Here is a 24199-nt window from a genome sequence, read left to right as displayed (position 1 = left end):
GCTCTGCGGTGCCGAAGCTTTCGGCATGTGAGTTTATTTTACAAATTCAAAGAGAGAGGACTGCATGATGTGGGAACCGACCTTCATTGCCGCGTTGTAGCTGTACTGATAGGAATACATCTTCACGATGGCATCATAGGTATCGATCCCGAGCTTGTCCTTGTACTGTGCGGTAAGGGTATCCTTCGTCAGGCTGAGCTGTTCCTTAGTATGGGTGAGGGCGGCAGATTTCACGCCCAGCTCCCGGTAGCTGTCGCTGATGCGGCTCTCCGCATTGTCATTCTGATCAATAAAGGCGGCAAGATCTGTGTCGAAGCGTTTCCTTGATGCAGCAAGCTGCGCCTCTGTGCCGTTCTCCTGATTGCGAACCAGATTGTGGGCGCTCAGGATTGCCTTGGAGATCAGGGAAACGGGCGAGTTAAGCATGGAATCCTCCTGCGCATTCACCCTTTCCTCAATGCCGCTGCCGTCCTTCCCGCCGCGGATCCGCTTGACAGCCTCTTCATCCGAGAGATTCCTCAGGGTATCGGAGGAAAGACCGGTCAGCATGTTCAGGCCGCCCGTATAGGTGTCGATCAGCGTGCTCCGGTCGCGGAGACTCCCGTAGCCGGTGTTCATCCGTCCCTGCTCGCGCATGGCGGAAACCAGCTTCTGCAGTGCGTCGTCCTCGGATTTGCCGGCGATCGCATTCCCGTTCTCATCGACCAGCGAATAGTGGTTCTCATAGTGTCCGCTGTCTTTATTGTAGGAATAGGAGATCCGGATATGGCTCGCATCTGCCTCTCCCGGGAATCTGTGGTGATAGGTCAGGGAAATGCTGGACTGATTTACCTGATTGAGATCCTCCTTCAGGTCGACATCCAGAGAGAAGGGGACAGTAGACATATCGTTTCCGCCGTAGACATAGTAGTTGTCATACTGGGAATTCAGGGTGTTGACAAGCCCTCTCAGCTCCTGCGTGAACTGCGTCTGGTAGGTCTTTACCGTGCCGGTATCAACATTCTTCGTGTCCTGCCGGAGTGCGAGCACCTGCGTGTTTACGCTTCGCATATTGTGCTGCTGGATCGAACGTGCGCCTGCCTCCTGCTGATAGAGGCGGTTCTGTACATCCTTGATGACGGTTTCCTTCGCCTCTGCATCGGCGTACTGATTGTCCATGCGCTTTCCTGCGTAGTAGGCGATCGGGTTTTCTGAGGCGGAGTTATATTTTCTGCCGGTAGAAACCTGACTCATGGCTTCATTCAGCTTGCCGTGCAGATCTCCGACCGTCTTGGCATAGTCCTGATAATAGGTTCTGGCTGTTACTCTCATCCCTTTTCCTTTCTCTCCTTACGCACCGATATTGAGCAGGCTCTTCAGCGTCTCATCCAGCGCGGTCATCAGCCGTGCTGCCGCATTGTAGCTGGAGGTGTAGGTCATCATATTCGCCGCCTCTTCATCCAGACTGACACCGGAGAGCTGATCACGGGAGGTACCCAGACTATCCAGTACGGTCTTGTTGATGGTATAGGAGTTGTTGTTGGCATAGGCATCCGTCGCCAGCACCGTGGAAATATTGTTCATGTAGTCGGAATAGCTGGTTCTGGTATTGTTCTGGCGCATCTGGGGGGAGATCATCGTACGAAGCATCTCTGTCACGGTATCCGTGAAGTCTCCCTGATGCGTGCTCGCAGTATTTTCGCTGCTGCGGCTTAAAAAGCCGGTCGTGCCGATATGGGTCGTACCGTTGACCCAGCCCTTCGCGATGCCGATATTGGAGGCGGTGATTCCTGCTGCGGAATCCGTACTGGTTTTCGTTTTGTCGATCAGCAGGATATGGTTTTTGACCGTGCCCTGTTTCTCGAGATAGGCATACACCTCTTCATTCGTGGGCTTGTAGTTCGGGATCGGAGAGGTGCTCGCTGCATTCTGATCTTTCAGCTTCTGCACCGCATCTCGGAACTGTGCGTCTGATGTATTGCCCTGGAGGTTCAGTCGGTTCATGTCCCGCGAAAACTTCTGCGCCAGCGCGTCCAGCCGATCCATGTAGTAATCGTAGCTGTAGGAGTTCATCTCGCTGCTCGCCTTGAGCAGTCCGAGATCCGTGGTCTTTGTACCGTTCTGTGTGATCAGCTTGTCATAGTCGGAGGAGGAGAGCATATCGAGACTTGCCTGCACTGAGCCGCCCTGGAAGCGGATGGACTTTCGGCTGTCATTGCTCGCTCCGGTATCTGTCGTGATTTTCGCAGCGTCGCGCCCCGCAGCATCACGGGTGTGGTAGGTCTGGAACTGAAGCTGGGTATTGGTCGGATCATTCTCGTCCGGGAGGCTGCCCTCCTTTGTACGCGTCGCAAGAGAAACCCTGCCGACATTGTAGGCTGTGCCGTCCCTTTCCTTCTTCAGCCCGTCAATCGCGCCGTTGACCAGCACCAGCGACTTGCTGCTCGCCTTATTGCCGTCATTTTCGGTATATTTCAGGCTGACGCGGAGATCCTCCGGCCAGTTGGAACGACCGACGATATTTCCTCTTTCGTCATAGTTATAGATGCGGTAGCGGGTTTCTGTTTCTCCTGCGATGGGCTTGCCAGTATTCTTATCGACCTTCTGTGCAGTATACTCCTCCGAAAATCTCTCTACCTCGATAGGGATATAGCTCGCGAGCTCGTCCAGCGCGAGATTACGCTTATCCTGCAGCTCCAGTGCGGGATTCCCGAGGAGCTGGTTTCTCTTAATCTCGACATTGAGCTGTCCGATCGTGTCGAGGAGGGAATTGATCTTCTGCACGGCGCCGTTCTCACTGGTGCCGACGCCGTTCAGCTTTTGAAATTCATTCGCTCTGGCGGTCTTGATATTCTCAGCGGCAGAGTTCAGCAGCGTCGTGAACGCCTGCACGCGGGACATGAGCTCTCCCTCATAGACAGGATCCTGCACCTTGGAGGGATCCTGCATATTGGTGAGAGAGGTCTGAATGTCATCCAGCGCGCTGCGGATGCCTTTGGCCTTTGACTCATCCATGAAGGAACTCAGGCTCTTCAGGGAATCATTGATCGTCAAATTGTAGCTGGAGCGGGAATTCTGGATGCGGTACTGCTTGTCGAGAAACTGGTCGCGGAGCTGACGCACCTCGTCCATGGCGACGCCGAAGCCGACATTGACATCGTTCTGGTTCATGTAGAAGGAGGTCGGATTGTCATAATTAATGCTGGAGGTTCTGAGCTCCTGACGGGTGTAGCCCTCCGTATTCATATTCGCGAGGTTGTGTCCGACAATATCCAGCTTCTTCTGGTTCATGCGGAGCGCGGAAAGTGCGGTATCGAAGCCGGCGAAGGTTGCTCTTATCATAGAATGGAATTCTCCTTTATAGAATCAATGGTATCAGACACGCCGGTCTCTGTGGGACTGCGGGATCGGGATGCCCTCCAGACGGAGGTTCAGGTCATTCAGGCGGAGCTGCATGATGCGCTCCGCATTCTCCTTCGCGTCGCGGAAGCGGCGGAGAGAGCGGGTGAGCTCCGTGAGAACAGGCGCAAGCTCCTCGCGAAGCGAATCGGGCAGAGCGGAGAGAAGCTCCGCCGTGGACCTGCCCTGAATCGAAAGCTCCTGCGAGAGCATCTCCCGTTTCTTCTCGAGACCGCGAAAGGACAGAAGCGCAGGCTGCGCCTCTGTCACGAGTTTTTCCAATGTCTCCGGTCGATCGTCCGCCGCGGCAAGGGCGATGCGCTCCTCCAGAACGCAGAGCTCCTCTAAAACGGGGAGGAGCCTCTGATAGAGCTGCTGCAGTCTCTGTGCGGCATCCGCCGTAATTTTTGTATCCATAAATATGTCCCTTATCAGTCTCTGTAGCCGAGCAGCTTCTCCGCAACACGGGCACTGGAGACGGCGTACTGACCGGTCTGCACTCTGTCATGAAGCTCCGCGACGCGGCTCTTAGGAACGCCCTCTCCGACGGATCTCGCGATCTCATGGGCAAGCGCTCTTGAAAAATCAGTATCGGAACGGACGGCGCTGTTCCGCGTGATCGAAACCGTATCGAACTTCGCGCGGCTCTCCGGCTGCTCCTCTATAGAGGAAGCTTTCGGGTTGTAGCATCGAGACGTGAAATCGATATGTGTATTCATGTCTCTTCTGATTGTAATATCCATAGCTGCCTCCTGTGATTCATACTGTGCCCCTTATACGGGGCATGGGGATTTACTTTATTTCTGTTTTCATTTATTATATCGTCATATTTTTGTATTAGATAAGTAATTTGCTATTTAGAGAATTTAGTTGTACATTAGTGTATAAGCCCCGTCAGGCGCCGGAATAGACGCCGTGTTTACACGGGCGGATATTCCGGCATCTGACGGGACAACAGGAATGAGCAAAAAAGCAGCGCGAACGCAGTGAGCGATGCGATTTGCGAATTGCTGTTGGCGGCACGAGAGCTGCGGAAGCAGCGAAGTGACGCGAGGGGCTTATACACGCAGTACCGAGCGGAATAGACGCCGTGTTTACACGGGCGGATATAGCGGCATCTGACGGGACAACAGGAATGCGCTTCTTCAATTTAATCAGTGTCCTTTAGGCATTCGTTGCTTTAAGCGCGCCCTCAGGCGCGCTCGAAGCAACGAATCCAGAATTTATAACATAATCCAGAGAAGGAACAGGCTTCGATATGTCGAATATTTTACAGATTTCCCCGACCCCGGTCGACCAGAGCCAGCAGATCCAGAGCGGACAGCCCAGGCTGCAAAATGACAATCCGGCGATCCAGAATCCTGCTGATCCCGACGCAGTCAACCGCGCGGACGGGCAGAACGCGGGCGGGAGCGGCACGGCGACCGGGGAGGGAGGAGGACGTATCCTCGACTTCGAGGGAAACTATGCGAGCTTTCTCCGGAATCTGCGCGGGCTGGAGGATTTCCCGAAGGAGCTCTCCGCGCTCTTTTTCAGTGACAGCGGGATGCTCCTGTTCCAGAATCAAGAGGGACTGGGAACCGCACTTTCAGGGCTTTTTTCCTCTATGGAGCTGCAGAATCCCGAGGAACTGCTTGCATTTATGAAGGAGCAGGGAGGAGAGCTGAAATTCTCGGGGGCTTTCTTCGACGGACTCCGCGGTCTGATGCAGGAGCGGATCTCCGAGCCGCTTCGGAACGCGATTATGGACTTTGTAAAGAGCTACAATGACCTGAGTGCCGGGCCGCATCTGCTCCGTCAGATGCAGACGATCGCCGGAGATATTCGGAATCTGATGCTCAGCTCCGCGGCAGAGAAATTCGCTGCGCTGACGGAACGGCTGGACCTCTCCGCCCTGCCTGGCGATACGGAGGCGAACACACGGCTCATCAATAATGAGATTCTTCCCTTTCTGTCTCGCTACGTTTCCCAGACACATGACTACGGTCCGGTGCGAAATGCGGCAATGCTCTTCATCCTTTATGCGGTGAAGTATGAAAACGGTGATAAGGAAACGCTGGAGAAGTTGGGGCAGCGTCTGATGAAGAACAGCGATTTCCAGCTCCTGTTCCGTGGAGATCCTGCGGCGCTCTGGCAGGAAACCGCGGAGCGTCTTCTCAAGCGGGAGGCGGAGGACAGCTTCTCTTCACTGTTTCCGAAGCTTCTTCTGGCAGGTGCAGAGGGCAAGGCAGGGAGCGAAAACAGTATGAGGTTTCAGGAGGTTCTGAATGGGCTTCTGGTGAATGAAAGCGTATATATGCCGCTTCGGCACAGCATTTTCCCGTTCCGCTTCCGGGGCAGGCAGGTAATGAGTGAGATGTGGGTTGAGCCGGAGGACAGAAGAAGGGGAGGAAACGGCGGAACCAAGCTGCTGCTTCGCTTCCATATCCAGTCCGTCGGAGACTTCGAGCTGGTTTCTCTGATTCGGGATCGGCGTGTCGACCTGCAGCTTTTTCTCCCGGAGGAGCTGATGGAGCGGCAGAAGGAGGTTGAGGGGAAGGTGAGCGGAATTCTCCGGAAAAATGGGCTGAGCGTCGCGAACCTCGGAATCCGCCGCAGAATGCGGGCGCTTCGTTTGGCAGAGGTTTTCCCGGGGCTTTCGGAACAGAGTCACGGAATCAATATAAGGATTTGATATGGCAGAGTTCGGTAAAATCATGGAAAAGAAAGCGGCGGCGCTGAAATACGACAGCAGTAGGAACGGCGCGCCGGTTGTCGTCGCCTCCGGGATGGGCTATATGGCAGAGCGGATTACCGAGGCGGCGCTGCAGGCAGGCGTCCCTGTTTATGAGGACGATTCGTTGGCGACCTTGCTGACGCAGCTTCAGCTGGGAGCGGAAATTCCGGAGGAAATGTATCAGGCGATCGTTGAGATCTATCTGTATTTTCTGGGCTTCCACGGGGAAGAGACGAATGCCGGGAAGGCGTGAATCCCGAAAGGCTTTGCTCTCCTCCCGCCCCCGCAGGGGGAGGACGGAAACTGCTTTGGACGGATAGGAGCGAAGAAGGAGGATAGAGAAATGAATGGCAGAGGATTACACAGACCTGTTCGCGTGATCTGCTGGGCGGTTGCGCTTCTTGCGCTTCTGCTTTCACAGCGTTTTTCGGCGCAGGCAGAGGAGAAGATCAAGTCGGTCTCCATTACCTTCAAGGATGTGTACGGAGAGCCAGGAGAGATCGAGGAGCCGGAGGTGACAGTGAGCGGAAGCGGCGTGGAGATCACGGACATCGATTACCGGAAGCAGATGAAGAACTGGCTCCCGGGGGTGAAGATCCGCGCCAATGTCCGTCTCTTCGCACGGGAGGGGGAATTCGCGGACAACTTCAACCGGAGCTCGGCGAAGGTGAGCGGCGCGGCGTTTGCCGGTGTCAGTCGGGTGGATGACGATACGCTGGTCGTGAAGGTGGATTATACACCGGTTGTGCAGCTCGACAACAGCTCCCGTGCCGGCTGGAACAGCGCAAGAACGCGCGCGGTCTGGAGAAAGGTCAACTATGCGCCCGGCTATAATGTGGAGCTCTATGCCAATGACAAAAGGGTCAAGAGCTTCAAAAATGTGAAGAATACCTATCTGGATCTCGCGGAATTTATGACAGATCCGGAAAAGACCTATTATTATGAGGTTAAGGCGGTGGCGACGACGAGCGCGGAGAAGAAGTATATCAAGGATGGGGATTTCGTAACCTCTGTGGACGAGACGGTAATCGGCAGCGGCTCGAGCGCGACATATGTAAAGCCTGCGGATACCGGAAACGGTGTTGTCAGGAACGCGTGGCGGCAGGAGAACGGCAGATGGTTTTATATCGACGGCAATGGCAATCCGGTGACGGGCTGGCTGAATCTCGGGAATCTCTGGTATTACATGGACGGGAACGGCGCGATGCTGACAGGTTGGCAGAATGTCGGAAACGGGCGCTGGTGCTATTTTAATCAGCCGAACGGCGAGCTGGCAGTCAATATCTGGATCAGAACCGGCAATGACTGGTATCATGTGGACGGCAGCGGCTATATGCAGACCGGCTGGCTCCCGACGACAGGAAACCTCTGGTACTATATGGATCCGGGGAGCGGGCGGATGCAGATCGGCTGGGTCAGGGTAGGGAACGACTGGTATCTGTTCGGCAGAGACGGCATTATGGTGACCGGCTGGGTGAACCAGCTCGGACGCTGGTATTATCTGGATACCAGCGGGAATGGGCGGATGCAGACCGGCTGGCAGGATATCGATGGGAAGCGGTATTATCTCGATCCTTCGGACGGGCATATGCTGAGCAATGTGACGGTGGACGGAGTTTCCTTGACAACAGACGGCTCTGCACAATAAAATGTAGGTAAGGGTTCGGAGCAGCGAATTTCATAACGGAACTGCTGCGAGGAGATCAATGTCAAAGGGCTAATAAGGCAAGCTGTATTGCAAGGAGCGAAAGCTCTTTGACTGTCATACCATTCGGGGAAAGCTGGGAGATCAGCTTTCCTTTGAGCGTTTATAATAAGGGGTACGGGCATGGCGATAGCTTCCGGGATAAATCTTTCATCCGTAACGGAAAACAGCATACAGAGGAACAGGACGGAAAGTGCGGCAGTCTCCGCGGGCAGCAGCTTCCGGGACGCGCTCAGGGCGGCAGGCGGCAGTCTGGAGAGTATCTTCGACACGGCATCCAGAACCTATGGTGTTTCGAAGAAGCTTCTGATGGCGGTGGCGAAGCAGGAGTCTAATTTCGACCCGAATGCAGTCAGTCATGCCGGAGCGAAGGGGATCATGCAGCTCATGCCGGAGACCGCGAGGGGACTCGGCGTCCGGGATGTCTTCGATCCCTATGAGAGTATCATGGGCGGTGCGAAGCTGCTCCGGGATAACCTGAAGAAATTCGGCTCCGTGCCGCTGGCGCTGGCTGCCTATAATGCGGGTGCGGGCGCAGTACAGAAGTACAACGGCATTCCGCCGTACCGGGAAACACAGAACTATGTCAGCAGTATTATGAAGATGCTGGGTGACAGCAGCCTGCATATCGAGAGCAGCTATCGTTACGGCGGGGGAAGCGGCACGTCTTCGTATGGAGCGGCAGGGCTTCCGCTATCCGCTTCTCTGGACGGTATGGGGCTCGCGGCGCTTCTCGGCAGCGGCAGAAGCTCCTTTTTCGGCGGACTGGGCGGAATCGCAGCCGGAGGGATTGGTGGTGCGACAGCCGGTGCGCTTGGCGGGGATCAGCTTATGCAGCTGCTTCTGGGACAGAGGAGCGCAGAACGGGAGGCGGCGGCAGGAGATGGCGCTTCGGATACGGTGACGCTGCGCAGGGATAGCTTCCGGAACCTCGTTGCGCTCCTGCGGATACAGATGATGATGCGGGGCGGCAGCATTGGAAGCATGGGGGAGATCTAGAAGATGATACTCAGAGACTGTAAAAAGGGAATGGTTTTTCTGCCGCCGGATAAGACCAGACTGCCGGTGAAGGTGGTGACGGAGGAAGAGAGGATCATTCTGTATTTCAAGACCTATCGCCTGCAGGACTGCCGTCAGCTGATGCAGGTAGACTTCTATGATCTCTCGCAGGGGCTGCTCGTCACGGCGTCGGAGGTGCTGATCCGGCGGAATCCAGGCTATCCGAACAGCTCCTATCCCTGGATTGGGATTTGCGAGATCCGGGAGGTCAAAAGGATCATACAGCGGCAGCACGATGTCCGCGTCGGGATACAGATAGAGGCGCTTTTCGAGAAGGAGAGCGGACGGAGGGGCAGCTTCTTCGCTACGATTCGGAATATCAGTGCCGGCGGCATGTATATCGAAACGGCGGAGGAGCTTCATCAGGGCGAGGCGATCAAGGTGAGTTTGAGCTTTGAAAGGACACCGAGAGAGCTGCACCTTGCACCGGTTTGGGTGAAAAAGGCAGAGAATGGACGTTTCGGCTATGGGCTTCGCTTCTGGCACCTCTCCACTGGGGTAGAGGCGGAGATCCGTAATTATGTATTCCGCTTGATTAACGCGAAGCGGGAAAAGGCGAAGATATGATGAAATGCAGAAATTGCGGGACAGAGATCCCGGCAGCTTCCCGTTTTTGTCCGAACTGCGGTTTGCTCACGAATATCTATATTGACTTCTCCGAGGCGTATCATCCGGTGGATGCAGTCGAGTACAAGCTGCCGGAGCGGATCGCGGCGAGAATTGCTGCCCGGCTGGAGAGTGCGGGGGCGCTTGCGGCGCGCCCGGAACCGGAGACAGAGGAGCGGGGGACGGAAGATGCGGAGGATACGGAGCTATCTGCCACGGAGATTGAAGATACGGAAGTGATTGAAGTGAACGCCGAAGCGGGAGAGCCGGAGGCGAACGATGCAGAGGCTTCTGCCGTGCCGTCTTCTGCCGTAGATACCGAAACGGAGGCGGCGGACAAAGAAGAGCCGGAAGAGTCTGCGCCGGAGAATCCGGAGCCGCTGCAGCAGCCCGCAGAGGAGCCGACGGACACCGAAGTGTCTGCCGAAGCAGGAGAGCCGGAGGCGAACGATGCAGAGGCTTCTGCCGTGCCGTCTTCTGCCATAGATACCGAAACGGAGGCGGCGGACAAAGAAGAGCCGGAAGAGTCTGCGTCGGAGAATCCGGAGCCGCTGCAGCAGCCCGCAGAGGAGTCGACGGACACCGAAGTGTCTGCCGAAGCAGGAGAGCCGGAGGCGAACGATGCAGAGGCTTCTGCTGCGCCGTCCTCTGCCGTAGATACCGAAACGGAGGCGGCGGACAAAGAAGAGCCGGAAGAGTCTGCACCGGAGAATCCGGAGCCGCTGCAGCAGCCCGCAGAGGAGCCGACGGACACCGAAGTGTCTGCCGAAGCGGGAGAGCCGGAGGCGAACGATGCAGAGGCTTCTGCTGCGCCGTCCTCTGCCGTAGATACCGAAACGGAGGCGGCGGACAAAGAAGAGCCGGAAGAGCCTGCGCCGGAGAATCCGGAGCTGATGCGGCAGCTCGCAGAGGAGCTCGAGAAGCGGCGGCAGGCACAGGAGGCGGAGGAGCTTTCTCTCCTGAATAAGCGTGTACTGGAGCGAATCCGGCAGATCACCGGGCTTGACGGGGCAGAGCAGCCGGTGGAGGTCGGAGCGGCTGTTTCCGTGGAGCAGGAAACTGAAGAGGCAGAAGAGCCCGCGGAATCCGTCCGGATTCACGACATCGCGGACTACCGCGAGGAGACCCTCTCGGAGGAGGATGCGGAACCCGCAGAGATCCTCCCGATGGAGGAGCTTGTCGCGGAGGAGGAGCAATATACCGGTCCGGATCCTGCGTTCGAGAAGCTGGCGACGATGCCGCCGGATCCGAAGCATTGGAGAAGCGCATTCCGGCAGAACCGGAGACTGCTGGTTCCGTTTGGCACGGCAGTCATAGCGCTTGCCGTGGTGGTTTTCTATATGAATACCCCGGAGGCGAAGCAGGGCCGTCTGCTTAGAAAGGGGCAGAAGCTCGTTGCGGAGCAGAACTACGACGCGGCGGTTCCGCTGCTGACCCGGCTTCTCGACGGAGAAGCGGACAGCCAGGAGGTATATCTCCTGCTTTCGGAGGCATACCTGAACAGCGGCAGACATGAGGATGCGGTGAAGCTGCTTTCGGAGGCTGTGGAGAAGCTGCCGGAGGACAGCGTGCTGGCGGCGAAGCTCCGTGCAATCCATCCACTGGTCAGCATCAGTCCATCCGGAGAGACGGCAGGGCTTGTCTACACAGATCCACTGGAGCTTTCATTGTCCAATGCTGACGGGCAGGAGATTCATTATACGCTTCGGGGCGGAAGCGAAGAGGTCACGGACGCGCTCTATCAGGAGCCGATCGAGCTTCGATACAGCGGGGATTATCAGCTCAGCGCCTATGCGATCGCGAGCGACGGCGTGCATGGGCCGCTCGCAGAGGCGAAGTATCAGATTTCTCTTGATCCGGAGAAGTATCACCTGAACGACTGGGTAGAGACAGAGGGCGGACGCTCCTTCATTGACGGGCGCGGCGAGACCGTGAAGGGCTGGCTCTATCAGGAGGACAAAGCCTATTATTTTGATGAAAACGGCTATCTGCTGACAGGGCTCCAAACGATAGGACAGGACAGCTACTATTTTGCCTCAGACGGAGCGATGCAGACAGGCTGGGCAGAGCTGGACGGGAAGCGCTATTTTTTCGATGCGGATGGCAGGATGCTTCGCTCTGCATGGATCGACGAAACCTACTATGTCGGGGACGATGGCGTGATGCTGCGGGATACCACCATAGACGGTGTCTATGTAGATGCCAACGGCGCACGGAGCTTCCAGGCCGCCGCGGAGTATGCGGCGCACCCGAACATGATTCTGCTCGCGAAGAGCAATACCCGCGTGGACAGGGGAAGCTATTTCGAGATCGATGCGGAGCTCTATTACGAGAAGGCGGAGGGACGTCCGAGCGGAGAGGCAGATCGAGCGCTGAAAATCAAGCTGCAGAAGGACGCGTGGCTGCATTATCTTGACGGGGATCTCATCAGCATTCAGGCAAAGGATGCCGTGAAGTTCCTGCCGGAGCTGTATATGCAGGATATCAGGCAGAACGAGGACGGCGAGATTACCAGCTTCCGTATGCTGCTGGGTAAAAACCGCTGATAGAGGAGAGAGGAGCTTCCCGATGTTTTTTTTGGTGCTGCGTCTGACGAAACACGGTATCCTGCTCTTCCTCCTCCTGTCCCTTCTGGGACTGGTGCTCCTGACCTATCTGCTTTACAGACGGATGTGGGTTCGTCTGCAGGGAATCATAGAGGAGAGCCGGAGGAGAGAGAAGAGGGAGGCAGAGAGGAAAGGGAAAGCTTCGGCAGTCCCCGAGGAGGAGACAGAGGTCACGGAGCAGGTCGATCAGGGATAGGAAAATCTGTGCGGCAGGAGGAATCTGTATTGCTCCCGCTGCACAGATTTTTATTTTTCGTTTCTTTCTCTGTATTGACAGCCTGCCCAAACTGTATTATTATGACTAATACAGTGGATACGGATATGCTGTTACATAGGGAGAACAATTATGTTGATTGATTATCAGGATGGCCGCCCGATCTACGAACAGATCGTGGAGAATTACAAGCGTCTGATATTAAAGGGGGCGTTGGAGCCGGCAGAGCAGATGCCCTCGGTTCGTCAGCTCGCTACGATGCTTTCCACGAATCCGAATACCGTGCAGCGTGCCTACATGGAGCTGGAGCGGCAGGGCTACCTCTACTCTGTGAAGGGCAAGGGCAGCTTCGTTCGTCGGGAGGAGGGGCAGAGAGAGCGGATTCGGGAGGAGATCCGGGATCGGATCCGGGAGGAGCTTGGGCGGGCGAGGGAGCTGCGGATTGATACAGAAGCGCTTCTTGCGGAGCTCGCCGAGGAGGAGCGGGATGCACGGCAGAAAGGGGGAAAAGGATGATTTCGATACAGAGGGTAGAGAAAAGCTTCGATGACTTCAAGGCGGTAAATGCCGTTTCGCTGGATATCGCGGAGCGGCAGGTCTTCGGGCTGATCGGTACAAACGGTGCCGGCAAGAGCACCCTGCTGCGTATGCTTTGCGGCGTGCTTACACCGGACGGAGGGGAGATCTACATTGACGAGGGGAAGGTCTATGACAATCCGCTCGTGAAGAGAAATATTTTCTTTATTTCCGACGAACCCTTTTTCTTCCGGAACGGCAATGCGGAGGATATGAAGAATTATTACCGGAGCATCTACGAGGACTTCGATGCGGCGCGCTTCGACACGCTGCTCTCTGATTTCGGACTGGAGAAATCGAGGCGGATCTCCAATTTCTCGAAGGGAATGCGGAAGCAGCTCTCCGTGATCCTCGGAATCTGCAGCAGGACGAAGTATCTGGTCTGCGACGAGACCTTCGACGGGCTGGATCCTGTAATGCGGCAGGCAGTGAAGAGCATCTTCGCGAATGATATGGTCGAAAGAGGGCTGACGCCGATCATTGCCTCCCATAATCTCAGGGAGCTGGAGGATATCTGTGACCATATCGGGCTGCTGCATCAGGGAGGCGTCGTATTGAGCGAAGATCTGGACAGCATGAAGCTCGGCTTGCAGAAGGTGCAGGCAGTCTTTCGCGGGGAGGAGGAGATCGCTGCGCTGCGGGAGCGGCTGTCGATCCTCAGCGAGAATCGGGTCGGGAAGCTCTGCACCTTTACGGTACGCAATAACAGAAGGGCGGTGGAGGAGGTCTTCCGCGGTCTGGATACTGTATTTTACGAGATTCTCCCCTTGACGCTGGAGGAGATCTTCATCAGTGAAACGGAGGGAGTCGGATATGACGTTCGGAAATTCATTCTTAACTAATATGAGGCTGCAATTCCGGAGGCGGCTCTGGAACATTGTACTGAGCGGGCTGCTGCTGTTCCTCTTTCTCGTGATCGGAAGCTTTCTGGGACTTTCCGCGATAGAGAACTCCAATTCCTATCTCCTGCTGCCGGAGGCGCTCCTGCTGGAACGGAAGCTGCAAACGCTGGATTTCTTTCTGGGCTTCCACAGCTTCAATGCCATTTTCAGCGGGCTTTTGGCAGTAGTGCTTTCCGTATCCGGCTTCGCCTACCTTGACAGCCGGCAGGAGCTGGACTTTTATGAGAGCCAGCCGACGAGCCGGCGGATGCGCTTCGTTACGGTATTCCTGAGCGGCATTCTGATCTACGCCTCTATGAGCGCGCTTTGGCGCGCAGTCGCGGTACTGATCGCCGTTGCGCTCCGCGCCATGACCCTGCATTTTTTCTTACAGTGTGTCCTGCAATACTTCCGGGAGCTGATTCTCTTTCTCGGGCTTTACGGTATTTCCACGCTGTCCATGATGCTCTGCGGGAATATCCTGATTTCCCTGCTGGGAACGGCAGTGCTCCTGTTCTATGAGCCGTGGATCCGCTTGCTGCAGCTCGGCTGTAAGACGAGCTTCTTCCGAACCTATCTCTCGATGCCGGGGGAGGAGAGCTGGATCTTCCGGAGCTCTCCGGTCTATTATTACCTGTCAGGGATCTCCGAGACTTCAACGCAGATCGAGCTCTACCGGAGCGTAGGAATGCGGGAGTTTCTTCAGAATGGCTTCCGCGATATGCTGCGGCAGGATCTGCAGGCGCTGCTTCTCTTCCTCATCGTGCTCGCACTCTGCTGGATTGCCTACTGTTTTCGAAAGAATGAAGCTCTGGGTGCAGCAGTGGTATTCCGTCCGATGCAGATCGTGATCAAATTCGCGCTGACGGTGCCTGGTGCGCTCTCTATCGGGCTTCTGGTCGGACAGATCCTCGGCTTTCATGATTCAGCGCTGTCTACGGGACTCATTCTGGCTCTGACCGTCTTTGCGGCGGTGCTGCTTTGCTGTATGATGGAAATCATTTATAATTTCCGTTTTCGCTCTCTCTTCCGGCATCCGGTGGAGCTGCTGACTGCAGTGCTGCTGTCGCTGGGAATTCTCTGCTTTTACCGTTTTGACCTTGCGGGCTATGACCGCTATGTACCGAAGGCAGAAGCGTTGCAGTCCGTGAAGTTCATTACCTCCTACTGGGGAGATGCCAGATGGAGCCTCGACGAGCACGGCATGGAGAAAGGAGAGCTGCCGGATGAGGGAGAGTACGCGTTCACGGATCCGGCACTGCTGCGAACGATCACGGAGCTTGCGCAGCTCGGACAGGAATATTCCTGCAAAATCCCGAGGGACAGCTATGGCTACTACTCGGAGCAGGGCTACCGGGTACACGTCTACTATCAGATGAGGGACGGCAGCCAGCGGGCGCGGCAGTTCCTGCTCCCCTACGATATAGATGAGGAGAGGATGAACCGCATCACAGACACAGAGACCTATAAGGAATCCGAGTGGCTGCTCTCCGGATATCCGTTTGAAGCCGGACATGGGGCATATACGGAGCTTCAGTATGAAACGGCGTACAGCTCTGCGCGTTCGGGCTACGGCTCCATGAGCTCGGATACACTGGAGGGAAATGACGAGATCGCCGCAGAGTTCCTGCGCGCTTACACAGAGGATCTCAAACAGTTCCGTTACAGCTTCGCGATCCGTAACGACTTCATAGGAGAGGTAACGCTCTATGTCAGTCCGACACCGGAGGATTATTATCGCTATGGCGATGACGAAATAGAAATGCCTCTTGGAGACTACCTCAGGCTGAGCAGAGAAAATCAGAAGCTTCCGCAGTATCAATTCCGCTATCAGATTTATCCAAGCTATCGGAATACGCTGGAGTTCCTGAAAAAGCATGGGCTGTATCTGCCGGAGAAGCCGGAGGCATCGGAGGTTTCGAAGCTTACGGTATGGAGAAGCGGAGGCGATGATGAAGAGGAGGTTTATCAGACCTCGGATACGGCTGAAATCGGGCAGCTTCTGGCGCTCGCCGTCCGTTCGAATGTCTGGGGAGAGCGCTTCTACAATCCGGAGAACTATGAGGAGGATCTCTATGTACGGATCACGCTGAAACAGGATCCGAAGTCGGATCCGGGTTATTACGGGGACTGGGATATCACAGCGGAATACGTTTACCGGAAGGGACAGCTGCCGGAGCTGCTTCGGGCGAAGCTGGGGCCGCAGGGCTGAATGCAGCAGATGCCTTTATTCGCAATTCGCTGGAATTCCATTTCAATTTCAAATTCATAGCAATCGTTTCTTTTTCAGCGAATTGCAAAGGGCTTATCTGAACTTAAAAAATAAGCTCCGAAGCTGCCATGAACCTTATCGGGCAGCTTCGGAGCTTTCGGCGCCGTGTGCGGCGGATCGTATATGCCGCATATGAATTTACTTGGAACTGGAAAGGCAGAACAGATGAATTGGGAGGAAACGATCGCACTGCTGCATGAGGGGGACTGGCAGGGGAGGAAAATGGGCTTCCGGCGCATGGAGGCGCTTCTCGGCAGGCTGGGCAACCCGGAGAGGAAGCTGCGCTTCCTGCATGTGGCAGGCACAAATGGCAAGGGATCGGCGAGTGCAATGCTCGCCGGGATTTTGCATGCGGCAGGGATTCGCACCGGACTCTATATCTCCCCGCATATCCGGGAGATGAACGAGCGCTGGTCTGTCGATGGCATCAATATCTCAGATGAGCGACTGCGAGGGCTCGGGGAGAGACTGCGGGAGCAGCTCTCAGGCATGCGCGAGCTGCCGACTGCCTTCGAGCTTTTGACGGTACTCGGACTGCTCTATTTCTATGAGGAGGGCTGCGACGCAGCGGTTCTCGAGGTAGGGCTGGGCGGCAGGCTGGATGCGACCAATGTCATCCCGACGCCGGACTGTGCCCTCATCATGCATATCGGGCTCGAGCACATGGCACAGCTGGGCGATACGCTGGAGAAGATTGCCCGGGAAAAGGGCGGAATCATAAAGGAGGGCGGAGAGGTCGTACTGTACCGCCAGCGTCCCGAGGTAGAGCGGGTGATCCGGGAGATCTGTGAGGAAAAGGGTGCACGTCTTACTGTCACGGAGGAATGTCGGGCACTTCCGGCAGAACCGGAGGACGGGCAGCTCTTCTCCTATCGGCAGTATGACCGGCTTCGACTGTCCCTGCTCGGAAGCTATCAGCGGGAGAATGCGGCGGCAGTACTGGACGCAGTTGAGGTCCTTCGCAGAAAAGGCTATCGGATTTCCGACGAAGCAGTGGCGGCGGGACTCTCCGAAGTGCGGTGGCAGGGGCGCTTCGAGCTTCTGTGCCGTGCGCCGCTGGTACTCGTGGACGGTGCGCACAATCCGAACGGCGCAGCAGCGCTGGCGCGGAGCCTGCGGGAATATCTGCCGGGAAAGCGGATCTGCTTTCTGCTTGGTGTCATGGAGGATAAGGACTATCATGAGATGCTCCGCATCATTGCGCCGCTGGCGGAGCGCTTCCTCGCGGCTGTGCCGAAGAATGCACGCGCTCTCTCGAAGGAGCGGCTCCGGGATGAGATTCGGAGCTGTTTTGACGGAGAGACAGATGCCTTCGCTTCAGTTACGGAGGCGCTTGGTCATGGGCTTCGCATCGTGAGAGCGGGAGAGGCGGATGCGCTCGTCTGCTTCGGCTCCCTCTATCAGGTAAGCGAGATTCGGGCATTTTTTCAGAATGAAAGGGAATGAAAATTTCAAAAAAACCGGTGAGAGACGGGTGTCTCTTTCCGGTTTTTCAGGGAACGCTGCTTACCGAGCCATAGCTCACTGTGCACGAAAACGGATATTTCCCGCGTCATCCATTGACTCAAGGATGGCGAGGCTCATCACATCATAGCCCCTCGCGCGAAGCTCCTTTCCGCCCGGCTGGAAGCCCTTCTCGATGGCGATGCCGATGCCGGCAACGCTGGCGCCTGCCTGCGTGCAGATGTCGATAAGCCCGTTCATCGCCTTGCCGACGGCGAGAAAATCATCGACCAGAAGGACGGTGTCCTCTGCGCCTAAGAATTTCTTGGACAGGGTCACCGTATATTCCCTGCCATAGGTATAGGAGCAGACCTTGCTGGTGTAGAGCTCCCCGTCCAGGTTCTTGCTCTTTGCTTTCTTCGCGAAGACGACGGGAACATGAAAAAGATTCGCGGTTTCGCAGGCGATGGCGATACCGGAAGCCTCCACGGTCAGGATGCGCGTGATCCCGGCATCCTTGTATTTCTCATAGAATTCTCTTCCGATTGCCTGCAGGAGATCGACGTCGAGCTGATGATTCAGAAAGCTGTCCACCTTCAGGATCTCCCCCGGGCGGACCTGTCCATCCCTTAAAATACGTTCTTCGAGCAGCTTCATCTCCGATACTCCTTTCCAAATGTAAAGCGCATGTGATCTATCGCAGTATGCACTGTGTCAGTATACTGCAAAATTTTTTTCATCTTAAAACATATCTTCCGAAAAAGAAATAGCAATTTCCCACAAAGTCCAAAATAAATTACCGTATCCATACTTTTTATTCTGGAGAACAGCGAATGTTCTGCCGGCGGGCTTCCTGCCTGCGCGATGCAGGGGGCTGTGTAAAGCATAAGGATTGGAATCTTCGCGAAGCCGTGTTACAATACAGAATCATTTATCGAGAATAGGTCAGGAGGCCTGAAAATGTTCGATGAAATCATTCTGGTTTTTGTAAAGCTCTTAATAGGGTTTTTATCATCTATTGCTATCATCAATTTCACGGGAAAGGGGAATCTGTCACCGAATTCCGCCAGTGACCAGGTACAGAATTATGTTTTGGGAGGCATTATAGGCGGTGTGATCTACAATAGGAATATAAAGGCCCTTGCGTGCATGATGGTGATGCTTGTGTGGTTTATTCTTGTGTCAGGCTTCAAGTGGATAAAGACACACAATGTATGGCTGAAGCAGCTGTTGGACGGAAAAGCGCTGATCGTTATAAATAAGGGCAGGGTCAATATCGAGAATTGCAGAAAAGCGGGATTGACTGCACATGATCTTTCCTTTAAGCTTAGAACAAACAATATTTATTCCGTGAAGAGGGTGAAAAGAGCTGTAGTAGAGCAGAACGGGCAGTTTATTCTTATTCAGGAGGGAGAGGAGAATCCGAAGTTTCCCATCATTACAGACGGACAGCTTCATCCGGATATTTTGGAAATCATAGGGAAGGATGAGCAATGGATAACGGAAAAACTGAGAGAGAGGGGCTTTGACGGCTGTAATCAAATCTTTTTGGGAGAATATGTGGATGGTGAGCTTACATTGATTCCGTATGAATGAGATCGGGATATAGCTTATATGCACACAGGGTTTGGGCTGTGCAGTTTGACAGCAATGCGTCAGGAGGGAAGGGAATATGAATGAGAAGCTGCAGCTTCCGGAGTGTTATCAGAAAATGTTCGCAGAATATGCGGAGAACAGCGGGCAGACAGAGCTTACGGCGTTTGCCAATCTGATGGATCTGATCCAGCTGAAGGAGCTGTCCGCGGATGTGCTGCGGATCGCGATCGAAGAGCCCGGGCGCTATCTGGAGGATGCGGAGGGGATGGATGCGCAGGCAGTGCTGCAGTTCTATATGGACAGCTTCGGACAGGATAATGTCGGTGCGACGATCCGCGGCTATTATAATCCGGAGCGGTTGGACAGCCTGCTGCTGGAGCTCGAATACGATGCGGAGACGCCGCTCTGGGAGCTGCTCGCACTCTTTCAGTACCGGATCCCGAGCATGAATATCCTGCCGGGACAGATACTGGAGCTCTTTTACGTCAGTGACATACTGAGCGAGAGGACGAAGGAGATTCATGCGCTGTTCGACTGGTTTACAGATCCGGACAGGGAGGACGACGGCTTCGGCAGGGCAGGCTACTATGAGGCGCTGTCGATATATGAGGAGTCGGAGGACGACGAATTCTTCACGGACGAGTCGTAGCGGGCTGCGGCGCGTTCTCTTCGGTAATGCAGATGGTTTTGAAAAGAGCGGTGTGCAGTGAAGAGCAGGAGCGGGCGGAAAATACGCCATACGAAAATTCCCCGGGGGCATTTCCTCCGGGGATCGTTCTGTAATGCGGCTTGCGGCGCGGTCTCTGTACTGTCCTTCCCTCACAGCTGTCCTATATCAGCAGCAGTTCCGGTAAGCCATTCGCGATCCAAACAGAAATGACTGCTATGTGTAAGCTTTTCATTATCATAGCAGTCATAGAGATCCGTTTCCCTGAACTGTTATATAATCTCATCTGATGCAATGCCGCGAAGCGCCTGCCGGAGCCCTATCCGCTCCCAGACGGAGGAAAGCACAGAAAGCAGCAGGAACTGAATCGGCGCGATGACGAGCAGCTGCAGGAAACGCGAGCTGAGCAGCCCGCGGAAGTCGGCGCCGTAGAGAATGGAGATCCACAGCGTGTTCAGCAGCAGACTGAAGACGAGCTGATTCAGCGCGACGGCGGCAAGGATTCGCAGAAGACTCAGCCTTCGATACAGGAAGATGCCGAAGCCTGCGCCCATCAGGGCGGCAGTCAATGTGAAGCCCGGAAAATACGCGCCGACCGGGAAGAGGAGCGCGCCCAGAAAGTCGGAGAGTCCGGCGACGAGCGCGGCATACAGCGGCCCGAAGAGAATGCCGGACAGGGCGACAGGCAGGAAGCCTATCCCGATACGGGCGTTCCAGGCATTGAAGGAACAGAAGCGTGCAAGGACGATCTGCAATGCAACAAGAACTGAAAGGATGGCGAGCTTCTGCGTGTTTTGTGTGTTCCTTGACATAAAAAACCTCCTTTGCAGTCCCTGACTACAAGGAGGGCATGATAAAACCCATCGTTGCAGCGGGATGCGAAATCGGAACCGTGATGTTTCCATGCTTCGTCCGCAGGACAACTCCCCGTCCCTGCGGCACTGTACGCTCCGATCTCTACTCTGCGAAAAATGTGTAACATTTTTGTTTCAGTGAGCTGTGAATGGCTTAGCTGAACTGCAGCAAAAATGTTGATATAATAACAGCTTTCGATCTTACGGCATTCCCGTCCTTTTGTAAAGACATTTTCCGTTATTTTCGGAGGATACGCGGAAAAGCATTGCAAAACAGAGAGCAGGGGGCTAAACTAGAACGGTTTTCAGGAGGAATGATTATGAAATATGTAAAGGAAGTCATGTGGATCATCATTTTCACCTTTGCCGGAGAGCTGCTCCATGCGCTGCTGCCGCTGCCGGTGCCGTCCGGCGTATACGGGCTGGTGCTGCTGCTTTTCGCGCTTTGCAGCGGGAGGCTTCGTGCAGAGGAGGTCGATTGTGCCGGCAGCTTCCTGCTGGATACAATGACCATGATGTTTATTCCTGCGGCGGTCGGAATCATGACCGTGACGGAGGTGCTGCGCCCGGTGCTGCTGCCGTATCTCGTCATTATTGCAGTGTCCATGGTGCTGGTAATGGGCGTCACAGGGAGCTGTGCAGAGTATATTCTCCGGAGAGGCTCCGGGAAACGAAAGGAGGAAGCATGAGGGCAGCGTGTCTCGAGTCCGATTACTTCGGGCTGACGCTCAGTATTTTCCTTTTTCTCTTCTCACTGATGCTCCGGCAGAGGCTCCGCTTCGCGATTCTGAATCCGCTTCTGCTGTCCTCTGCGATGATTGTCGCGCTGCTCTGCATTTTCCGTATCCCCTATGAGGAATATAGAAAGAGTGCGAGTCTTCTGAGCTACCTGCTGACACCGGCGACGGTCTGTCTGGCGATCCCGATGTACAAGCAGCTCCGTCTGCTGCGTGAGAACCTGACGGCGGTGCTGCTCAGCATTACCGTCGGGACGCTCTGCTCGCTGCTCTGTGTTTTCGGGCTCGGGACACTCTTCGGGCTCGGTGGAGAGCATATCGCGAGCCTGCTTCCGAAGTCGATCACGACGGCGATCGGGATGGGCGTCTCTGAGGAGGCAGGGGGGATCGTTACACTGACGGTCGCCGCCATCGTCCTGACCGGGATACTGGGAAATATGATCGCGGACCCGCTGTTCCGCTTCCTTAAAATCCGTCATCCGATCGCGAGAGGACTTGCGCTCGGCACCTCGGCGCATGCAGTCGGCACAGCGAAGGCGCTGGAGCTGGGAGAGATCGAGGGAGCGATGAGCTCGCTGTCTATCGTCGTAGCAGGTATTTTGACCGTCGTGCTGGTACCGCTCATAAACAGCTTTGTATAGAGACAGGGAAGATCCTGACAGAGAAGCTTCTGATGGAGAAGATTCAGCGGAGGAGGGGAGAGAACAGATGGCGATGCGGGACGAAATCCGGGCGGAGCGGGAGAAGCTGCGGGGACAGAGCCTCCGGAAGAGGCTCGGCTATTTCTATGACTACTACAAACTGCCGTTTTTTGCCGTGCTTCTGCTGCTCCTGCTCGGTACTGCTTTTCTACGGGAGCTCACGAGCCGGAAGCCGACGGGCTTCTATATGCTCTTTCTGAATGCAGAGCCGGTCGGAGATGCGCAGCTTGCCGCACTCTCCGAGAACTGGTATTCTCTTCTCGGGCTTGATGAGGGAAAGCAGGAAATTACGGTGGATGCCGCGCTTCGCTTCGACCCGGAGGCAGGGGATGAAGCCGCGCTCGCCGGGACCATGCGCGTTACTGCGCTGCTGGCTTCCCGCTCGGCGGACATCTGCATCTCCGATCCGAAGCTCTTCTGTTATTATGCGGAGAGCGGCGCTTTTCTGGATCTGAGGGAGCTGTATTCGGAGGAGGAGCTCGCCGCGTATGCGGACAGGCTCTGCTACATCGACAGGCAGGAGATTTCTTCGGAAGATGCGGAAGAGGATAAGAATACGGAGAACACCGGGACACTCATACGCAGTCCGGAGGGGATGGCGGAGCCGCTTCCCGTCGGGCTTGTCTGTGAGGACAGCGTGCTGCAGCGCCTCGGGCTCTACCGGGACACAGCGGTTTTCTCTGTTTTTGCAAACAGCCGGCGGCAGGAGCTTGCGAGGCGTCTGCTTGACTGTTTCTAAGGAGACGCTGCTTTATCTTGACGCACGTGCCATGGGTGCGATGCCCCAAAGATGTGCGGAACACAGCTGACCTGATAACGAGTGCGGCAGCTTGTATTCTATTTCCCCTCCTCTGCGTCGAGATAGTACCAGAGCAGGAGATCTACGACCTGCCCGTAGCTCTTCGTTCCGGCGCTTTGCCCGTTTGCCTTGAGATAATGGTCATTGAGCCGGTCGGCGGCATCGGAGACGGCGGAGGCATAGTGATCCCAGAATTCCTGCTCTCTGGAAAACTCCTGCCGCACGGATGCGGGGAGCGTCTGATAGAGCGTGTGATAGCTCTTTGGGTCTGCCTTCGCCAGCTCGTTTCCGGCATAGACGAAGGCAGAGAGGGAGGCGGAGTAGCGGAAATACGGATCTTCGGAGCTTCGGCAGGCGAGAAAGGCGATGAAATTGGCTTCCTCCTCCTGCATATACCCGGCGAGGTGGGAGAGCTCATGGCAGATTGTGAAGGGTATGCTGTAGCGCGGCATCTCCCGATTGTAGTTCGCCTCCACGGTAAAGGGAGAGTAAATGCCGGTCAGCTGCTGTACGCTCAGGATACGGGAGAGGAGCAGCGGCTTCGGATAAGGGTAATGCAGCCGGAGCCGCGGATAACGCGTTCCGAGCCGCGACATCGCGCGCTGCCCTTCTTTTCCGGCGCTTCGCAGAAATGCGAAGTCCGCTGCTTCGGAAGAGGAGAACGCTTCCTCCTCCGAAAGCTCCTCTGCGAGCTGTCCGCATAGTGTCCGAAGCTCCGCGGCAGAATAGCTCCGGGGCTGTATCCCCGCCTCTATGGAGAAGCTGTCCCGGTAATAGTTGATGCCGCAGTGAAAGGTGTAGAGGAAGAAGAGGAGAGAAAGCAGGAAGAGAAGCCGCTCCGCGTAACGCCGCGCGAGCCTGCGGCGGGCGCGCCGCTTCTCTTCGCGATCTGCGTGTGCATCTTCGGAGAGGGGGCGGTACAGCCGAAAGCACAGAAGGAGCAGGGAGAGCAGCAGGAGATAGAGCAGCAGCTCGCTGAGGGAGAAAGGCAGCCAGCCGTCCAGCGTATAGAAGATGCGGGCGCTCAAACGGTAGACACTGTGCGAGTACAGGTTCGCGAAGCCGGGAAGCTGCCGCGCTGCGAGAGAGCCGCCGAGAGAGAGCAGTAGCAAAAGTCCCGCCAGACAGAGCAGAATGTGATTTCCTTTTGTATCTTTTGTATTCATCTTATGCTGTCCTTATAGGATGAGGTCATCGGAAGCAGGATTCGCAGCGGGGAATGGCCTTTGCCCCGACATTACTATACCTGAAGGATTCGCCGAATCGTGATGCTTGCGGGTGAAAGCCGCACAATTACCATTATACAATACTGTAACCATTCTGATAAGTCATCCTTGATTCAGCGGAGCAGGGCGTATCCGCGATTCAGTGGAACGGAGTACGAAGCAG

The 24199-nt window shown here is 55.6% G+C and carries 23 protein-coding genes and 1 riboswitch; of the genes, 16 read left to right on the top strand and 7 right to left on the bottom strand.

Annotated elements, in window-relative coordinates; genetic code table 11:
- Positions 1 to 33: 33 nt before the first annotated feature.
- From HW273_RS07700 to HW273_RS07685, 4 genes are read right to left on the bottom strand one after another with little or no spacing between them, the layout of a single operon-like run.
- Positions 34 to 1311 (bottom strand): hypothetical protein, encoded by a 1278-nt coding sequence (locus HW273_RS07700; RefSeq protein WP_179011220.1) that lies wholly within the window; start codon positions 1309 to 1311, stop codon positions 34 to 36.
- An 18-nt stretch (positions 1312 to 1329) separates the two neighbouring features.
- Positions 1330 to 3321: a flagellar hook-associated protein FlgK gene (locus HW273_RS07695; protein WP_179011219.1), complete on the bottom strand. Its 1992-nt coding sequence runs from the start codon at positions 3319 to 3321 to the stop codon at positions 1330 to 1332.
- Positions 3322 to 3354: 33 nt separating this feature from the next.
- On the bottom strand, positions 3355 to 3795 hold the full coding sequence (locus tag HW273_RS07690) for a flagellar protein FlgN (protein WP_179011218.1): 441 nt from the start codon (positions 3793 to 3795) through the stop codon (positions 3355 to 3357).
- Positions 3796 to 3809: 14 nt separating this feature from the next.
- Positions 3810 to 4121 (bottom strand): flagellar biosynthesis anti-sigma factor FlgM, encoded by a 312-nt coding sequence (locus HW273_RS07685; RefSeq protein ID WP_179011217.1) that lies wholly within the window; start codon positions 4119 to 4121, stop codon positions 3810 to 3812.
- Between the two features lie 515 nt (positions 4122 to 4636).
- On the opposite strand from HW273_RS07685, the gene HW273_RS07680 reads away from it, so the two are divergent.
- The 11 genes from HW273_RS07680 to HW273_RS07630 all read left to right on the top strand — a co-directional run bounded on the left by HW273_RS07680 (position 4637) and on the right by HW273_RS07630 (position 17459).
- Positions 4637 to 6052, top strand: a complete 1416-nt coding sequence (locus tag HW273_RS07680; protein ID WP_179011216.1) for a hypothetical protein — start codon at positions 4637 to 4639, stop codon at positions 6050 to 6052.
- A gap of 1 nt (position 6053) precedes the next feature.
- Complete coding sequence (locus HW273_RS07675; protein ID WP_179011215.1) at positions 6054 to 6347, top strand: EscU/YscU/HrcU family type III secretion system export apparatus switch protein; 294 nt, start codon at positions 6054 to 6056, stop codon at positions 6345 to 6347.
- 90 nt (positions 6348 to 6437) lie between these two features.
- Positions 6438 to 7742, top strand: a complete 1305-nt coding sequence (locus tag HW273_RS07670; protein WP_179011214.1) for an N-acetylmuramoyl-L-alanine amidase family protein — start codon at positions 6438 to 6440, stop codon at positions 7740 to 7742.
- A gap of 180 nt (positions 7743 to 7922) precedes the next feature.
- On the top strand, positions 7923 to 8798 hold the full coding sequence (locus HW273_RS07665) for a lytic transglycosylase domain-containing protein (RefSeq protein WP_179011213.1): 876 nt from the start codon (positions 7923 to 7925) through the stop codon (positions 8796 to 8798).
- A gap of 3 nt (positions 8799 to 8801) precedes the next feature.
- Positions 8802 to 9425 carry a PilZ domain-containing protein gene (locus tag HW273_RS07660; protein ID WP_179011212.1) on the top strand — a complete coding sequence of 208 codons (624 nt, stop codon included), beginning with the start codon at positions 8802 to 8804 and terminating at the stop codon, positions 9423 to 9425.
- On the top strand, positions 9425 to 12010 hold the full coding sequence (locus HW273_RS07655; protein WP_179011211.1) for a tetratricopeptide repeat protein: 2586 nt from the start codon (positions 9425 to 9427) through the stop codon (positions 12008 to 12010). Before HW273_RS07660 ends, HW273_RS07655 begins: the two co-directional genes overlap by 1 nt.
- Positions 12011 to 12032: 22 nt before the next feature.
- Positions 12033 to 12266, top strand: a complete 234-nt coding sequence (locus HW273_RS07650) for a hypothetical protein (RefSeq protein WP_179011210.1) — start codon at positions 12033 to 12035, stop codon at positions 12264 to 12266.
- Between the two features lie 150 nt (positions 12267 to 12416).
- The gene (locus HW273_RS07645) at positions 12417 to 12800 is read left to right on the top strand and encodes a GntR family transcriptional regulator (protein ID WP_207718936.1); all 384 of its coding nucleotides are present in this window, start codon (positions 12417 to 12419) and stop codon (positions 12798 to 12800) included.
- Positions 12797 to 13702: an ABC transporter ATP-binding protein gene (locus tag HW273_RS07640; RefSeq protein ID WP_179011209.1), complete on the top strand. Its 906-nt coding sequence runs from the start codon at positions 12797 to 12799 to the stop codon at positions 13700 to 13702. Before HW273_RS07645 ends, HW273_RS07640 begins: the two co-directional genes overlap by 4 nt.
- Complete coding sequence (locus tag HW273_RS07635; RefSeq protein ID WP_179011208.1) at positions 13674 to 15953, top strand: hypothetical protein; 2280 nt, start codon at positions 13674 to 13676, stop codon at positions 15951 to 15953. Before HW273_RS07640 ends, HW273_RS07635 begins: the two co-directional genes overlap by 29 nt.
- Positions 15954 to 16178: 225 nt before the next feature.
- Positions 16179 to 17459: a bifunctional folylpolyglutamate synthase/dihydrofolate synthase gene (locus HW273_RS07630; protein ID WP_179011207.1), complete on the top strand. Its 1281-nt coding sequence runs from the start codon at positions 16179 to 16181 to the stop codon at positions 17457 to 17459.
- A gap of 75 nt (positions 17460 to 17534) precedes the next feature.
- Here the strand turns inward: HW273_RS07630 and HW273_RS07625 are convergent, their stop codons facing one another.
- Entirely contained in the window at positions 17535 to 18113 is a 579-nt protein-coding gene (locus HW273_RS07625; protein WP_179011206.1) for a xanthine phosphoribosyltransferase, read from the bottom strand.
- Between the two features lie 303 nt (positions 18114 to 18416).
- On the opposite strand from HW273_RS07625, the gene HW273_RS07620 reads away from it, so the two are divergent.
- Together HW273_RS07620 and HW273_RS07615 are read left to right on the top strand one after the other, a co-directional pair.
- On the top strand, positions 18417 to 19052 hold the full coding sequence (locus HW273_RS07620) for a DUF421 domain-containing protein (protein WP_179011205.1): 636 nt from the start codon (positions 18417 to 18419) through the stop codon (positions 19050 to 19052).
- Between the two features lie 76 nt (positions 19053 to 19128).
- Positions 19129 to 19701, top strand: a complete 573-nt coding sequence (locus HW273_RS07615; protein WP_179011204.1) for a hypothetical protein — start codon at positions 19129 to 19131, stop codon at positions 19699 to 19701.
- A gap of 290 nt (positions 19702 to 19991) precedes the next feature.
- On the opposite strand, the gene HW273_RS07610 is transcribed toward HW273_RS07615, so the two are convergent.
- Positions 19992 to 20531, bottom strand: a complete 540-nt coding sequence (locus tag HW273_RS07610; protein WP_179011203.1) for a folate family ECF transporter S component — start codon at positions 20529 to 20531, stop codon at positions 19992 to 19994.
- 55 nt (positions 20532 to 20586) lie between these two features.
- Positions 20587 to 20686: riboswitch (THF riboswitch) on the bottom strand.
- 207 nt (positions 20687 to 20893) lie between these two features.
- On the opposite strand from HW273_RS07610, the gene HW273_RS07605 reads away from it, so the two are divergent.
- The 3 genes from HW273_RS07605 (at position 20894) to HW273_RS07595 (ending at position 22750) form a co-directional block, all read left to right on the top strand.
- On the top strand, positions 20894 to 21262 hold the full coding sequence (locus HW273_RS07605) for a CidA/LrgA family protein (RefSeq protein WP_179011202.1): 369 nt from the start codon (positions 20894 to 20896) through the stop codon (positions 21260 to 21262).
- Positions 21259 to 21951: an LrgB family protein gene (locus tag HW273_RS07600; protein WP_179011201.1), complete on the top strand. Its 693-nt coding sequence runs from the start codon at positions 21259 to 21261 to the stop codon at positions 21949 to 21951. The genes HW273_RS07605 and HW273_RS07600 overlap by 4 nt, the downstream gene beginning before the upstream one ends.
- A 67-nt stretch (positions 21952 to 22018) precedes the next feature.
- Positions 22019 to 22750, top strand: coding sequence for a hypothetical protein (locus tag HW273_RS07595; protein ID WP_179011200.1), 732 nt, complete (start codon positions 22019 to 22021; stop codon positions 22748 to 22750).
- A 98-nt stretch (positions 22751 to 22848) separates the two neighbouring features.
- Here the strand turns inward: HW273_RS07595 and HW273_RS07590 are convergent, their stop codons facing one another.
- The gene (locus tag HW273_RS07590) at positions 22849 to 23976 is read right to left on the bottom strand and encodes a DUF3810 domain-containing protein (protein ID WP_179011199.1); all 1128 of its coding nucleotides are present in this window, start codon (positions 23974 to 23976) and stop codon (positions 22849 to 22851) included.
- Positions 23977 to 24199 lie beyond the last annotated feature (223 nt).

It is taken from the genome of Oribacterium sp. oral taxon 102 (assembly GCF_013394775.1).
In the GTDB taxonomy this organism is placed as follows: Bacteria; Bacillota; Clostridia; order Lachnospirales; family Lachnospiraceae; genus Oribacterium.
Note: the sequence above shows the minus strand (reverse complement) of the source record. Positions and strands in the feature narration are given on the sequence as shown.